Annotated in this window: 12 protein-coding genes; 7 read left to right on the top strand and 5 right to left on the bottom strand. The window is 73.9% G+C overall.

Annotated elements, in window-relative coordinates; translation table 11 throughout:
• The first annotated feature begins 76 nt into the window (after positions 1–76).
• A complete protein-coding gene (locus BLW14_RS04660; protein ID WP_093704597.1) occupies positions 77–1564 on the top strand; it encodes an amidase in 1488 nt (495 codons plus the stop codon).
• Here the strand turns inward: BLW14_RS04660 and BLW14_RS04655 are convergent.
• Positions 1561–2625 carry a lipoate-protein ligase LplAB gene (locus BLW14_RS04655; RefSeq protein ID WP_093704595.1) on the bottom strand — a complete coding sequence of 355 codons (1065 nt, stop codon included), beginning with the start codon at positions 2623–2625 and terminating at the stop codon, positions 1561–1563. The two genes, BLW14_RS04660 and BLW14_RS04655, sit on opposite strands and share 4 nt — an antisense overlap.
• A gap of 583 nt (positions 2626–3208) precedes the next feature.
• Between BLW14_RS04655 and BLW14_RS04650 the strand changes: the two genes are divergently transcribed.
• Both BLW14_RS04650 and BLW14_RS04645 read left to right on the top strand, forming a co-directional pair.
• The gene (locus BLW14_RS04650; RefSeq protein WP_093704593.1) at positions 3209–4489 is read left to right on the top strand and encodes a glycoside hydrolase family 16 protein; all 1281 of its coding nucleotides are present in this window, start codon (positions 3209–3211) and stop codon (positions 4487–4489) included.
• Positions 4490–4574: 85 nt separating this feature from the next.
• Positions 4575–5402 carry an inositol monophosphatase family protein gene (locus tag BLW14_RS04645; RefSeq protein WP_093704592.1) on the top strand — a complete coding sequence of 276 codons (828 nt, stop codon included), beginning with the start codon at positions 4575–4577 and terminating at the stop codon, positions 5400–5402.
• Positions 5403–5420: 18 nt separating this feature from the next.
• On the opposite strand, the gene BLW14_RS04640 is transcribed toward BLW14_RS04645, so the two are convergent.
• The gene (locus BLW14_RS04640) at positions 5421–6266 is read right to left on the bottom strand and encodes an SDR family NAD(P)-dependent oxidoreductase (RefSeq protein ID WP_093704591.1); all 846 of its coding nucleotides are present in this window, start codon (positions 6264–6266) and stop codon (positions 5421–5423) included.
• Positions 6267–6355: 89 nt separating this feature from the next.
• On the opposite strand from BLW14_RS04640, the gene BLW14_RS04635 reads away from it, so the two are divergent.
• Positions 6356–6787 (top strand): MarR family winged helix-turn-helix transcriptional regulator, encoded by a 432-nt coding sequence (locus BLW14_RS04635; RefSeq protein WP_256332678.1) that lies wholly within the window; start codon positions 6356–6358, stop codon positions 6785–6787.
• 30 nt (positions 6788–6817) lie between these two features.
• On the opposite strand, the gene BLW14_RS04630 is transcribed toward BLW14_RS04635, so the two are convergent.
• The gene (locus BLW14_RS04630) at positions 6818–7660 is read right to left on the bottom strand and encodes a nucleotidyltransferase domain-containing protein (RefSeq protein WP_093704587.1); all 843 of its coding nucleotides are present in this window, start codon (positions 7658–7660) and stop codon (positions 6818–6820) included.
• A gap of 87 nt (positions 7661–7747) precedes the next feature.
• On the opposite strand from BLW14_RS04630, the gene BLW14_RS04625 reads away from it, so the two are divergent.
• Complete coding sequence (locus BLW14_RS04625; protein ID WP_093704585.1) at positions 7748–9184, top strand: phytoene desaturase family protein; 1437 nt, start codon at positions 7748–7750, stop codon at positions 9182–9184.
• 83 nt (positions 9185–9267) lie between these two features.
• Positions 9268–10278, top strand: coding sequence for an ATP-binding protein (locus BLW14_RS04620; RefSeq protein ID WP_256332677.1), 1011 nt, complete (start codon positions 9268–9270; stop codon positions 10276–10278).
• Between the two features lie 28 nt (positions 10279–10306).
• Here the strand turns inward: BLW14_RS04620 and BLW14_RS04615 are convergent, their stop codons facing one another.
• Both BLW14_RS04615 and BLW14_RS04610 read right to left on the bottom strand, forming a co-directional pair.
• Positions 10307–11965 carry an acyl-CoA dehydrogenase family protein gene (locus BLW14_RS04615; protein ID WP_093704583.1) on the bottom strand — a complete coding sequence of 553 codons (1659 nt, stop codon included), beginning with the start codon at positions 11963–11965 and terminating at the stop codon, positions 10307–10309.
• A 32-nt stretch (positions 11966–11997) separates the two neighbouring features.
• Positions 11998–12606 (bottom strand): TetR/AcrR family transcriptional regulator, encoded by a 609-nt coding sequence (locus tag BLW14_RS04610; protein ID WP_093704581.1) that lies wholly within the window; start codon positions 12604–12606, stop codon positions 11998–12000.
• Positions 12607–12679: 73 nt separating this feature from the next.
• Here BLW14_RS04610 and BLW14_RS04605 point away from each other — a divergent pair, with 73 nt between their 5' ends.
• Entirely contained in the window at positions 12680–14200 is a 1521-nt protein-coding gene (locus BLW14_RS04605) for a class I adenylate-forming enzyme family protein (protein WP_093704579.1), read from the top strand.
• The last annotated feature ends 26 nt before the right edge of the window (positions 14201–14226 follow it).

Here is a 14226-nt window from a genome sequence, read left to right as displayed (position 1 = left end):
TTGTTACCCTCCAGTAAGTCCGGTCGCGCGGACAGGTGCACGGACGCACCTGACGGTACGAGGAGGCGAGCCGCCCATGTCCTCAGCCCCAACCACCCGAACGGCCGAGGAACCCGTACCGGACCGGGGCGCCCCGGACCCCGCACCGCGAGGTCTCGCCGACAGCGCGCGGGACCTCGCGGACGGCCGGACCACCTCCACCGCACTCGTCACCGCCGCCCTGGCCCGGATCGCGGCGAGCCAGGGCGCCCTCAACGCCTTCCGCCACCTGCGCGCCGAGGCCGCCCTCGCCGAGGCGGCCGGGGCCGACCGCAGGCTCGCCGCGGGGGAGCGGCTGCCGCTGCTCGGCGTGCCCGTCGCGGTCAAGGACGACACCGACGTCGCCGGGATGCCCACTCACTTCGGCTGCGCCGGGGACCGGGTCGCGGCCACCGCCGACAGCGAGGCAGTCCGCAGGCTGCGCGCGGCCGGAGCCGTGCTCGTCGGCAAGACCAACTCCTGCGAACTCGGCCAGTGGCCGTTCACCGAGGGCGCCGCGTTCGGCGCGACCCGCAACCCCTGGCACACCGATCACACCCCGGGCGGCTCGTCCGGTGGTTCGGCCGCCGCCGTCGCGGCCGGACTCGTGCCGGCCGCCCTCGGCTCGGACGGCGCCGGCTCCGTCCGCATCCCCGCCGCCTGGACCCACCTCGTCGGCATCAAACCGCAGCGCGGCCGGATCTCCGTGCACCCGCACAGCGACGCCTTCCAGGGCCTCACCGTCAACGGTCCGCTGGCCAGGACCGTCGAGGACGCCGCCCTCCTGCTCGACGCCGTCGCCGGACCGCACCCCGAGGACCCGCACCGCCCGCCGCCCGTCGACGCCTCGGCCGCCGCCCGCCGCGACCCGGGCCGGCTGCGCGTCGCCCTCGCGTGGCGGCCCCCGCTCACCCTCACCGGCGCGGCGCCCCACCCGGAGGTGCGCCGCGCGGTCACCGCGATCGCGGAGGCGCTGGCCCGGCTCGGCCACGACGTGGTGGAGGCCCGGCCGCGCTACGGGCTCATCGGCCTCGGCTTCGTGCCCCGCGCCACCGCGGGCATCGCCGAACTCGCGGCCCTGCACCCCGAACCCGCGCTCCTGGACGCGCGCACCCGCAGCGCCCTGCGCACCGGCACCCGGCTCGGTGGCCGGGTCGTGCGGGCGGCCCGGGCGCGCGAGGTGCACCAGCACCGGCGGATCGGGGCGCTGTTCCACCGGGGGCGGGGCGGGGCCGGGTTCGACGTGCTGCTCACGCCGACGACCGCGCTGCCTCCGCCCCGTATCGGCACGTTCGACGGGCTGAGCGCCTGGCGCACCGATGTCGCGATCACCGAGGCGTGCCCGTACGCCTGGCCGTGGAACGTGCTCGGCTGGCCGGGCGTCAACGTCCCGGCCGGCTTCACCCGGGACGGCCTCCCGGTGGGCGCGCAGCTCCTCGGCCCGTCGCGCAGCGAGGAACGGCTGGTCTCGCTGGCCGCACAGCTGGAGGCGGACCTGCGCTGGCAGGACCGCCTGCCGCCGGGGTTCCAGGACAAGACAGCCTAGGGCACCCGGGCCGTCCACTCCTCGTTCGCGAACTTCGTACGGACCAGTTCCTCGGCCCTGGCCAGCTCCTCCGGGGTCACCTCGCCCCGGGTCAGCCCGTGCCGGTTGCGGAAGGACTCGATCATCCGCTCGATGACGGCCTGGCGCGGCAGCCCGGTCTGCCGGCGCAAAGGGTCGACGCGCTTCTTGGCGCTCTTCGTGCCCTTGTCGGACATCTTCTCCTTGCCGATGCGCAGCACCTCCAGCATCTTGTCGGCGTCGATGTCGTACGACATGGTCACGTGGTGCAGCACCGCGCCGGGGCCGCCGTCCGGGCCGACCACGCGCTTCTGCGCCGCGCCCGCGATCTTGCCGACCTCGGTGGCGATGTCGTTGAGCGGCTGATACCACGCCTTGATGCCCATGTCGCCGAGCGCTTCGAGTACCCAGTCGTCGAGATACGCGTAACTGTCCGCGAAGGAGAGCCCGGAGACGAGGGACTGGGGCACCGCGAGGGAGTAAGTGATGGTGCTGCTCGGCTCCGCGAACATCGCGCCGCCGCCGGAGATCCGCCGTACGACGGTGACGCCGTGGCGGTCCACGCCCTCGGCGTCGACCTCGTTGCGCAAGGACTGGAAGCTGCCGATGATCACCGCGGGCGAGTCCCACTCCCACACCCGGAGCGTCGGCGGCCGCCTCCCCGCGGCGACCTCCGCCGTGATGACCTCGTCCAGCGCCATGTGCAGCGCCGGGGACTGCGGGGCGTCGTGGATGAGCTGCCAGTCGTAGTCGCTCCACTCCGTGGCCTGCGCCAGCGCCCGGCGTACGGCGACGGCGACGCCCTCCGACGTGAGCCCGAGCATCACCGTCGACTCCGGGAGCGCCGCGTCGATCCGGGCCGCCAGGGCCACTGTGTCGGTGGTCGCCGGGGCGCCCTCCAGCGCCGCGTCGATCGCGAGGATCGCCTCGTCCGGCTCCAGGAAGAAGTCACCGGCCACCCGGACGTCACGCAGTGCGCCGCCCTCGACCTCCAGGTCCACCACGACTAGCTTGCCGCCGGGGATCTTGTACTCACCGTGCACAGCCCTGCCTCCACTTCCACCCGGCCCGTCCACCTGCGTACGGGCTCCGACCAGGCACAACGCCACCGGCGGACGGAATAGTCCGCCGGTCGCGCCCCCGGCCGGGCCGTTAACACGGCAACGAGCGACTACGTACAAATCATGATCTGTCCGGGCCGTTTGCTAAGGCCGTATTGCGAGGTCGTGGCGGGACCGGCCCGGACCTGGTGCCGGGGCCGGAGCCCGCACCAGACTGACGCTCGCGTGTCCGTGCAACGTTTGCTCGAAGTGGGATAAACCCTGCTGGGCGACGACCCGCTGGGCAAGGCGACGGCCGTTCCCGCGACGCGCTGAAGCAATGATCCGCAGGAATGTCGCCCATGCCCGCGGGCCGTTGGCGTGTGCGGACCGGTTGTCGCTTCGACTCCTGTGGTCCGTACCAAAGTCTTGACACCGCCTTCCTTCACTTCTTAAATCACGTAGCGAACCAAGTGCTCAGCGTCCGCTCCACCGCGTCTGCTCTACCTGTCATGCGCATGATCTACCTGCGTGCGCACGGCGGGGTTCCCCTTCCCTCCCCGCACACACACCGGAAGGGAGAGTCATGGACTCCCCACGCCTTTCGCGGCGCCTGCTGCGCTCCGTACTCCCGGCCCTCGCCCTCGCCCTGGCCACCGCAGGGCTGGCCGGCGCCGGCGGCCCCGCCACGGCGGGCGCCGCACCGATGTCACAGGCCGCCGCCACCGCCACGACGACGTTCTCCGACGAGTTCGACGGGGCGGCCGGTTCGGCCGTCGACGGCAGCAAGTGGCAGATCGAGACCGGCGACAACGTCAACAACCATGAGCGGCAGTACTACACCTCGGGCAACAAGAACGCCGCGCTGGACGGCCAGGGCCACCTGGTCATCACCGCGCGCAAGGAGAACCCCTCCAACTACCAGTGCTGGTACGGCACCTGCCAGTACACCTCGGCGCGGCTGAACACCTCGGGCAAGTTCACCCAGGCGTACGGGCACGTCGAGGCGCGGATGAAGATCCCGCGCGGCCAGGGCATGTGGCCGGCGTTCTGGATGCTCGGCAACGACATCGGGCAGGTCGGCTGGCCCAACTCCGGTGAAATCGACATCATGGAGAACGTCGGCTTCGAGCCCTCCACCGTGCACGGCACCCTGCACGGGCCCGGCTACTCCGGCTCCGGAGGCATCGGCGCCGGCTACACCCTGCCGAACGGCCAGGCCTTCGCCGACGCCTTCCACACCTTCGCCGTCGACTGGGCCCCCGACTCGATCACCTGGTCGGTCGACGGGAACGTCTACCAGCACCGCACCCCCGCCGACACCAACGGCAACGCCTGGGCCTTCAACAAGCCCTTCTTCCTCATCCTGAACCTCGCGGTCGGCGGCTACTGGCCCGGCGACCCCGACGGCAGCACCGCCTTCCCCAACCAGCTCGTCGTCGACCACGTCCGCGTCACCACCAGTGACACCCAGCAGCCCGGTACCGGCGGACGGATCACCGGCTTCGCCGGCAAGTGCGTCGACGTCGCCGCCGCCAACACCGCCAACGGCACCCCGGTCCAGCTCTACGACTGCAACGGCACCAACGCGCAGAAGTGGACCGTGGGCACCGACGGCACGATCCGGGCCCTCGGCAAGTGCCTCGACGTGGCCTCCGGCGGCACGGCGGACGGCACCAAGGTCCAGCTCTGGGACTGCAACGGCTCCGCCGCGCAGAAGTGGGCGGTCAGCGGGGCCCGCGACATCGTGAACCCCCAGGCGAACAAGTGCCTGGACGTCACGGGCAACAACTCCGCCAACGGCACCCCGCTGCAGATCTGGACCTGCGCCGGCACGGCCAACCAGAAGTGGACGGTGAACGGCTGACCCTCCCGGCCCCCCCGGAGCGCGTGCGCCACGGGGGGCCGCCCCGGGTCTCCGGTGTCCCCGGCGCACATGATTGGCTGGGGGCATGATCGATGACTTCCTCGCCGGTGACCTGACCGACATCGAGGCGGCGGTCCGCGCGGCGGCCGCCGCCGAGATCATGCCCCGCCACCGGCAGCTCGCCGAAGACGAGATCGTCGAGAAGAACGGCCCGCACGACCTGGTGACCGTCGCCGACCGGCGCGCCGAGGAGCACCTCACCGCCTCGCTCGGCCGCCTCCTGCCCGGCTCCGTCGTCGTCGGCGAGGAGGCCGTCCACGCCGACCCGAAGGTGTACGAGGCCCTGGGCGGCGACGCCCCCGTGTGGATCGTCGACCCGGTCGACGGCACCCGCCAGTTCGTACGCGGCGAAACCGGCTTCTGCACCCTGGTCGCCCTCGCCCACCGAGGCGAGGTGGTGGCCTCCTGGACGTACGCCCCCGCCCTCGACGAGATGGCCGTCGCCGTCCGCGGCCGGGGCGCCCACGTCGACGGCACCGCGATACACGCCGGCTCGCCCGCCCCCGACGCGGTGCTGCGCGTCGCGATGTCGCACCCCGACTACACCTCCGACGAGCAGAAGCGCGCCCTGCTCGGCCTGCGCGCCGACGGCTTCGCCGCCCGCCCCTGCGGCTCGGCGGGCCTCGAATACCTCGCGGTCGCCCGGGGCGAGAGCGACGCCGTCGCTTTCAACTGGGAGTACGCCTGGGACCACGCGGCGGGGCTCCTCCTCGTCACGGAGGCGGGCGGCACGCAGTCCACGCTGTCCGGCGAGCCCTTCCGTATCGCCGGCGGCAACGCCCTGCCCTTCACCGCCGCCCGCGACCGCGCCACCGCCGACCGCGTACTGGCGGCGCTGCGCACGGGCGCCTGACGGCGGGCGGGCGGCCGGTCAGAGGCCCAGCAGTTCGCGGGTCAGCGCGGTCAGGCGCTTGCGGGCCTCGGGGTCGTACGCCTGCTCGTGCGCCCGCGCGTCCATGAACCGGTCGAAGTAGCGGCCGCTCACCTCCGCGAGCGCCGGGTCGGTGATCAGCCGCACCGCCGGGCGCACCCCCTCGTCGATGGAGACGGCCGGCGTCAGCCCGTACGCCCGCACGCCCTCCGTGTCCATCAGGTGCGCCGGATGCAGGGCGTTGACGGTGACGCCGGTGCGGGCCGTCTCCTCCTCGGCCAGGTCGAACGTCGACATGATCATCGCGAGCTTGCTCCGGCAGTACGCCTCCAGGCCCTCGTAGCCGCGCTCCATCATGACGTCGTCCAGATCGACCGGGAGCTGCCCCATCGAGGCCACCTGGATCACCCGCGCGGGCGCCGACGCCGACAGCAGCGGCAGCAGCTCCTTGACCAGCAGATATGGCGTCAGGTGGTTGACGGTGAAACGCAGTTCATGGCCCTGGGCGCCGAACTCGCGGCGCAGCGGCTCGCTGCCGCCGCCGGCCACCGCGTTGTTGACGAGCACGTCGAGTCGGGGCTCGGCAGCGCGTATGTCCGCCGCCATGGCCCGGACCCGGTCGAGGTCCGAGAGGTCCGCGAGATAGGTGCGGACCTCGGCCCGGCCGGCCGAGAGCTCCCGCGCCTCGGCGGCGGCCCGGTCGAGCCGGGCCCGGTCGCGGCCGTGCAGGAGCAGCGTCGCGCCGCGGCCGGCCAGGTCGCGGGCCAGGTGGAGGCCGAGCCCCTGGGTGGCGCCGGTGATGAGAACAGTGCGATCGAAGGTGTCGGGTGCCGTATAGATATCCATGGCCTGAGTTATATCAAGGTCTTGATATTAATTCCATGGCTGTCGCATGCTCGGACCCTGTCGCATATGCGTGGCTGTACGCTCGCAGGATGGGAATGACCGCCGGTGAACGCCTCGGACTGGACATCAAGCGCGCCGAGCAGGCCCTCATGGCGGCGAAGAGCGCCGCGCTGAAGGACGACGGCCTGACGGTCGCGCAGTACGCGGCGCTGCTCGCGCTCTCCGACAGCCCCGGGATCTCGGGGGCCGCGCTGGCCCGGGCGTGCCTGGTGACGCCCCAGGCGATGGCGGCGGTGCTCAAGCACCTGGAGGAGCGCGGCCTGATCGCCAGGTCCGCGCACCCCTACCACCAGAAGATGCTGGAGACCCGCCTCACGGAAGCCGGGACGGAGACCCTGCACCGGGCGGACGAGCGAGCGGTGCGCATCGAACGCCGGATCGCGGACGCGCTCACCCCCGGGGAACGCGACACCCTGCGCGACCTGCTGGCCCGCTGCGTCACCGCCATCCGCACGGACTGAACCCGGGCCATCCGCGCGGACTGAACCCGGTCAGGAGGCGGTGGCCAGCACCTCGCGCACCTCGCGCACGAGCTCCGCGGCCGTCTCCACCGCCGCCGCGTCCAGCCCGCGCAGCGCCGCGTCCACCCGGGCCGTGAAGTCCGCCGGTGTCTCGGGCAGGGCGGCGGCCGCCGCGAGCGCACCCTTCTCGTTGAGGCACCAGGTGCGGTGGTGGGCGTGGAGCGACTGGGCGAGGATGCCGAAGGCGCGGGAGAGGCAGAGGGAGACGTGCAGCCGGTCCCCGGCCGGGGCCGACTTGCGGGCCCCCGCGACCGAGAAGTCCGCCTCCCAGGCCGCCTCGGCGAGCGCCCGGCGCAGCGGCTCGGGGTAGACCGACGTCTCCTTCCGGAGGGCCGTCAACTCGCCGCCCGGGTCGGACAGTACGCGCCCGAGGGCGACCTCGCCCGGGTACGCCGGTGACCAGAAGCCCAGCGGATGGCCCGGCTGCACGCCCACCTCGTAGCGGCCCTCCCGGCAGCCGGCCCAGACGGCCTCGACCCGGTCCAGGTCGCGCAGGATCCAGTCGACCTGGACGCCGTCCACCCGCAGCCAGCCCCCGGCGTTGACCCACGGTCCCCATCCGCCGGGACCGGTCACCTCGACAGGCGAGCTCTGGAAAGCGGCGGCCAGCGCGGACAGGGCGGCGGTGTCCGGCGTGCCCCGGTAGTAGACGCCCAGGTCCCAGTCGGAGTCCGGGCGGTGGGTGCCCCGGGCCCGGCTGCCGCCGAGCAGGACGGCCCGGACGCCGGGCACTTCGGTGAGCCGTGCGGCCATCTCGGCGATCCGGCCGGACAGGTGGGAGCCCTCGGACCGGGCGAAGTCGTGTGCAGTCATCGGGCGGGGACACTACCCGCCCTCCGGCTGTCGGTGCCTGCGAATATCCTGGGTGCTCCGACCGTCGGCTGACAAAGGAGTCCGAAGGTGCCGTCCATGCTCGATGCGGTCGTGGTGGGCGCGGGCCCCAACGGACTGACCGCCGCGGTCGAACTGGCCCGCCGGGGCTTCGCCGTCCAGGTCTTCGAGGCCGGGCCCGCGGTCGGCGGCGGCGCGCGCACGGAGGAGCTGACGCTCCCCGGCTTCCGGCACGACCCCTGCTCCGCGGTGCACCCCCTGGCCATAGGCTCGCCCGCCTTCCAGGACATGCCGCTCGCCCGGCACGGCCTCCAGTGGCTCCAGCCCGACCTCGCCCTCGCCCACCCCTTCCCCGACGGCACCGCCGCCGTCCTCGCCACGTCGGTGGGGGAGACCGCGATGAGCCTCGGGCCCGGGGACGCGGGCGCCTACCGCCGGCTGCTCGCCCCCTACCTCGGCCACTGGGACGGCCTCGCCCGGGACTTCCTGCGCACCCCGTGGGACGGGCTTCCCAGCGACCTGTACCGCTGGGCGCGCTTCGGGCTCGACGCGATCCAGCCCGCCGCCCTGCTCTCCCGCCGGTTCAGTGGCGAGAAGGCGCGCGGCCTGATCGCCGGCCTCGCGGCGCACGCCATCGCGCCCACGAACGGCCTCGCGACCGGCGGCATCGCGCTGCTCTTCGCACTGGCCGCGCACGAGCGGGGCTGGCCCGTGCCGCGCGGCGGCTCCCAGGCCATCTCCGACGCGCTCGCCTCGTACCTGCGCGAGCTGGGCGGCACCATCACGACCGGTACGGAGGTCAGGCGCCTCGACGAACTGCCGCCCGCCCGCGCCTACGTCTTCGACACCTCGCCGACCGCGCTCGCCCGGATCGCCGGCCTCGGCCGCGCCTACCAGGGGTACCGCTACGGCGCCTCCTGCTTCAAGATCGACTACGCGCTCTCGGGCCCGGTGCCCTGGACCGCCGAGGAACCCCGCCGGGCCGGCACCGTGCACATCGGCCCCACCGCCGGGGAGATCGACGACGCGCTGCACCGGGCGGTCGAGGGCCGCGACCCGAGCGTCCCGTTCCTCATCACCGCCCAGTCCAGCCTCGTCGACCCCTCCCGGGCGCCCGAGGGCAAGCACGTGTTCTGGGTGTACGGGCACGTCCCGGCCGGCTGGCAGGGCGACGCGACCGAGGTCATCGAACGGCAGCTGGAGCGGTTCGCCCCCGGCTTCCGCGACCTGGTGCTCGCCCGCGCGGTGGCGGGCCCGCCCGGCATCGCGAAGCGCAACGCGAACTACGTGGACGGCGACATCGCCTGCGGCGCCTTCGCGGGCCTCCAGACCGTGATCCGCCCCAAGCTCGCCCGTGTCCCGTACGCCACCGCGCACCCGGCGGTCTTCCTCTGCTCGTCGGCGACCCCGCCCGGACCGGGTGTGCACGGCATGTCCGGACACCACGCGGCGAAGGCGGTCTGGCGGCGGCTGCGGGAGGCCGGGGCGCCGGCCCGCCGCCGCTGAGGGACCGCGTCGGGCCGCCGCGTCACGCGGTCCCGCCGCCAGGCCTGCCCGACGCCGGCCGGCAGGTGCTTGCCGCGCACCCCGTGACGGCGGACACCCCGCTGGAAGCGGCCGCCGGCCACCATCACGCGCAGGCGGTGCTGTGCCGCATCCAGGGGCGTTACGAGGACGCCCTGCCGGCCGCCGAGCAGGCCCTGGCCGCCGCGCTGCGGGTGCCGGGCAGACCGGGGGAGGGGCTGCTCGCCCGGGTCCACTCGCTGCGGGCCGGCGTCCTCGGGCTGACCGGGCGTCTGGACGAGGCCCACGAGGCCGCCGATCTCGCGCCGGCGCCCGCCGAGGCATGCGGGGACCCGACCCTGCTCGGCCAGGTCCTCTCGACCCTGCGGGAGAACGAGCGGCGCGGCGGCCGGCTCCGTGAGGCGGTGGCCACCGGGCAGCGGGCCCTCGACCTCGTCGAGCAGTCGGGAGACCAGGCCGGCGCCGCCTTCGAACGTGCGAACCTCGCCGAACTGTGGCTGCTGCTCCAGGAGTTCGCCACCGCGCGCACCCTGGCCGAAGCGGCGGTGGTGGGCGCCGAGCAGGACGACGCCTGGTGCCTTCCGTACGCCCTGGCGGCCCTCGCCCTGGTCCGGATGCGCACCGGGGACGCCCGCGCCGCCGCCGTCCCGCTCGACAGGGCGCGGTCGTCACCGGGGCTCGTGGACCGGCAGGCGGGCCACGAGGTGCGGGCGGCCCGCGCCGAACTCGCCCTTCGCGACGGGCTCCCGGGCCACGCGCGCCGCGCCCTGGAGGGCCACGAGCGGGCCGTTCCGGTGCTCGCGGCCTGGGCAGAGCTGCAGAGCGGGCGCCCAGCACCCGCGCGCCGGCTGGCCGCCGACGAGGCCGCCCGCACGGCCCGGACGGGCGAGCGGATCGCGGAGGCCGACGCGCGGACGGTCCTCGCCCTGGCCCTGTTCCGGCTGGGCGACGACACCGCTGCGCGCGAGGCCCTGCACCAGGCCGAGACCCTGGCCGCCGCCCTGCCGTACCCGGCGGGCACGGCCCACGCGGCGGAGGTGCGGCGGCTCATGGAAACGGAGCCGCACAACCCGTGAGGGCGGTCCGGCTCCGTCGTCCGGGGGTTTACGCGGGCAGCCGCTCCAGCAGCCCCGCGAAGTCCGTGTCCGCCGCCAGCGTGCCGAAGGCGAGTCCTCGGTCCCCGGCCAGCCGGGAGGCGCAGAACGCGTCGGCGACGGCCGTCGGCGCGTGCCGCACCAGCAGTGAGCCCTGGAGCACCAGCGCCGCGCGCTCGATGAGCCGCCGGGCCCGCAGCGGGGCGTCCTCGGTCAGGACCAGCTCACCGCGCAGCTCCTGCCAGGCCGCGTCGAGCCGGCGGTCCGCCCCCGAGGCGGCCTCCACCTCGCCCCGGAAGGCATCCAGCGACTCCGGCTCCCGGGCCAGCGCCCGCAGCAGGTCAAGGGCGTTCACATTGCCCGAGCCCTCCCAGATGCCGTTGAGCGGCGCCTCCCGGTACATGCGCGGCATGCCCGAGTCCTCGACGTAGCCGTTGCCGCCGAGGCATTCCAGCGCCTCAGCGACCGCGACCGGCTGGCGCTTGCACACCCAGTACTTGGACACCGCCGTGGCCAGCCGCAGGAACGCCCGCTCCTGTGCGTCGCCCCGCTGGGCGCGGTCGGCGGCCCCGGCGAGCCGCAGCCCGAGCGTCGTCGCCGCCTCGGACTCGACCGCGAGGTCCCCGATCACGTTGCGCATCAGCGGCTGGTCGATCAGCTTGGCGCCGAACACCGCGCGGTGGCGCACATGGTGGGCGGCCTGGGCGAGCGCGGCCCGGATGCCGGCGGCCGAGCCGAGGACGCAGTCCAGGCGGGTCATCGTCACCATGTCGATGATGGTGCGCACGCCCTTGCCCTCCGGTCCGACGAGCCAGGCCACCGTGTCGTCGAACTCCGGCTCGCTGCTGGCGTTGGACCGGTTGCCGAGCTTGTCCTTGAGCCGCTGGATGCGGAACGTGTTGCGGCTGCCGTCCGGCAGGACGCGCGGCACCAGGAAGCAGGAGAGGCCGCCCGGTGCCTGGGCGAGCACCAGGAACAGGTCGTTCATCGGGGCGCTGGTGAACCACTTGTGCCCACGCAGCCGCCAGGTGCCGTCGCCCGCCTCGGTGGCGGCGGTGGTGTTGGCGCGCACATCGGTGCCGCCCTGCTTCTCCGTCATGCCCATTCCGGCGAGCAGCCCGGGCTTCTCGGCGGGGGTGCGCAGCCCGGCCTCGTACACCCGGCCGGTCAGCAGCGGCTCGTACGTCTTGGCCAGGTCGGGGGCGTGCCGCAGGGCCGGGACAACGGCGTACGTCATGGAGACCGGGCACAGGTGGCCCGCCTCCAGCGTCGACATCACCATGAAGCCGGCCGCGCGCGCGACATGGGCGCCGGGGCGCTCGTCGGCCCAGGCGGCACCGGCCAGGCCCGCACCAACCGAGACGTTCATCAGGCGGTGGTAGGCGGGGTGGAAGTCCACCTCGTCCACGCGGTGGCCGTAGCGGTCGTGGGTGCGGAGCACGGGCTCGTTGACGTTGGCCTGCTCGGCCCACCCCTGGGCCTGCGCGCTGCCGGCGAGCCGGCCGAGCCGGTGCAGCTCTTCGATGTGCCACTCGGCCCCCTCACGGCGCAGACCCTCAAGGAGCACCGCGTCGTCGGCCACGTCGTGCCCGGTCAACGGCGGTGCCTGGTTGGTCACTTCGTGGGTCGCGGCGGTGGGGTTGCTGCGGGGCGGGACGGTCGTGGACACGGGGCCTCCAGGGGTAGTGATACGCGGAATGGTCAAGAGCGCGGGGCGCCCGCACAGCGCAGGGCCATGGCGACGAGTTCGGTCAGCAGCGCCCCGGTGGTCTCCTCGTCCCGGGCGCCGAGCGGGTCGACCAGGACCTCGCCGACCGCGCCGGTGAGTGCGGCGGCGGTGATCTCGCCATTCTGCGCGGGCAGCAGGCCCTCCTCGATGCCCTCGTGGACGACCTCGGCGAACAGCGCCCGGTAGCGGCGGCGGAACTCCAGCCGCTCGGCGCCGACCGCCGGATCGGCGGGGGCGGCGAGCAGCGCGTAGGCCAGGCCGCGGTTCTCCAGCGCCCGGCGGGCGAAGACCTCGACACCTCGGGCGAGCCGTTCGACCGGTGTACCCGGTTCGTGCAGCACCTCGCCGAGTACCTCCACCTCGCGTCCGGCGGCGCGCCGGAACACCTCGACGGCCAGGGCCGCCTTCGAGGAGAAGTGCTGGTAGACGGAGCCGGCCGCGATGCCGGCCGAGTCGGCGACGGCGGTCACCGACGCCTGGGACCAGCCGACCTCCGTGACCACCGAGGTGGCGGCGGCGATCAGGTGCTCCCTGGCTGCTTCGAGCCGACTGATTTCGGCTGGGGTCTTGCGGTAGGCCATGAAAGAAGTGAACCATCATTCATAGCTTCCCGCCATGGTCCGTCCGCACGGTCCGGCTCGTCAGGAGAACGTGATGCACCTCAGTACCCTGCTGGACAGCGCAGTCCGCTCGGCCGGCGACCACGAAGCGGTCGTCTACCGTGAGCAGCGGTGGTCCTACCGGGAATTCGCCGACGCGGCCCGCCGCGCCGCGACCGTGCTGCGGGAGGCCGGGCTCCGGCCGGGCGACCGGCTGGCCGTGATGACGTACAACACCCCGGCATTCCTGTTCGCCGCCTTCGGCGCCTGGTACGCGGGCGCCACCCTGGTCCCCGTCAACCACAAGCTCCGGACGGGCGAGGTGGCGCGCCGGCTGACCCACTGCGGAGCCAGGATCGCTCTGGTCGACGCGGAGATCGGTGAGCGCGCCACCGCCGCCGAAGCCGGGGTGACCTGGCTGGTCAGCCACCCCGACACCGGGCCGGACGCCCTGCCCGCCGACGCGTTCGAGGCCCGGATCGCAGCCGCCGAGCCGTTCGCCGGGGAGCCGGGCACGGACGGCGAGGTCGCGCAGATCCTGTACACCTCGGGCACCTCCGGCACCCCCAAGGGCTGCGTCCACACCCACCGGACGATCACCCTGACCGCGGCCTACACCGCCGCCGCCATCCCGCTCCGCCGGGACGAGCGGTTCCTGATCTGCATGCCCGTCTGGCACGCGTCCCCGCTCAACAACTGGGTGATGGGCACGCTGCTGACGCGCGGCACGTTGGTGCTCCAGCGCGAGTACGAACCCCGGGGCATGCTGGAGGTCATCCAGCGCGAACGCGTCACCGCGATGTTCGGCGCCCCCATCGCGCTCATCGCGCCGACGCAGGCGGTCCCCGAGTTCGGCTCGTACGACCTCTCGTCCGTGCGGGCCTGGATCTACGGCGCGGGGCCGCTCGACGCGGACACCGTGCGCCGCCTGATGAAGGCGTACGGCTCCGAGGACTTCCACCAGGTGTACGGGATGAGCGAGACGGGCCCCGTCGGCGCCTCGCTGCCGCCCGTCGAGCAGGTCGCCAAGGCCGGTGCGATCGGCAGGGGCGGCATGCCCGGGGTCGAGCTGCGGGTCGTGCGCCAGGACGGCACGGACGCGGGGGCGGGGGAGACCGGCGAGATCTGGCTGCGCTCCGACACCCGCATGGCGGGCTACCTGGACGACGAGAAGGCCACCGCCGAGGTGTTCGCGGGCGACTGGTACCGCACCGGCGACCTGGGCCGGGTGGACGAGGACGGGTTCGTCGCGGTCGTGGACCGGATGAAGGACGTGATCATCACGGGCGGCGAGAACGTCGCCTCGCAGGAGGTGGAGGGCGCCCTGCGCGGCCACCCGGACGTCCTGGACGTCGCCGTCGTCGGCCGGCCCCATCCCCAGTGGGGCGAGACCGTGGTCGCTGTGGTCGTCCCTCGCGAGGGTGCCGCACTCGACCTGGAGGGCGTCCGCGCATGGCTGGAGACCCGGATCGCCCGCTACAAGGTGCCCCGCGAGCTCGTGCTGCGCCCCGGCCTGCCGCGCACCCCGTCCGGGAAGATCACCAAGCACGTGCTGCGCGACGAGCTGACGCGGTGAGCCCGGGCCCCGTACCCCTGCGGCGG

The organism is Streptomyces sp. 2131.1 (assembly GCF_900105515.1).
Lineage (GTDB): Bacteria > Actinomycetota > Actinomycetes > Streptomycetales > Streptomycetaceae > Streptomyces > Streptomyces drozdowiczii.
Note: the sequence above shows the minus strand (reverse complement) of the source record. Positions and strands in the feature narration are given on the sequence as shown.

Bases quoted from the DNA above. Each gene is read 5' to 3' on its own strand.
- BLW14_RS04605 (WP_093704579.1), top strand. From the start codon at position 12,680: ATGCACCTCAGTACCCTGCTGGACAGCGCAGTCCGCTCGGCCGGCGAC.
- BLW14_RS04635 (WP_256332678.1), top strand. From the start codon at position 6,356: ATGGGAATGACCGCCGGTGAACGCCTCGGACTGGACATCAAGCGCGCC.
- BLW14_RS04640 (WP_093704591.1), bottom strand. From the start codon at position 6,266: ATGGATATCTATACGGCACCCGACACCTTCGATCGCACTGTTCTCATC.
- BLW14_RS04630 (WP_093704587.1), bottom strand. From the start codon at position 7,660: ATGACTGCACACGACTTCGCCCGGTCCGAGGGCTCCCACCTGTCCGGC.
- BLW14_RS04660 (WP_093704597.1), top strand. From the start codon at position 77: ATGTCCTCAGCCCCAACCACCCGAACGGCCGAGGAACCCGTACCGGAC.
- BLW14_RS04610 (WP_093704581.1), bottom strand. From the start codon at position 12,606: ATGGCCTACCGCAAGACCCCAGCCGAAATCAGTCGGCTCGAAGCAGCC.
- BLW14_RS04645 (WP_093704592.1), top strand. From the start codon at position 4,575: ATGATCGATGACTTCCTCGCCGGTGACCTGACCGACATCGAGGCGGCG.
- BLW14_RS04650 (WP_093704593.1), top strand. From the start codon at position 3,209: ATGGACTCCCCACGCCTTTCGCGGCGCCTGCTGCGCTCCGTACTCCCG.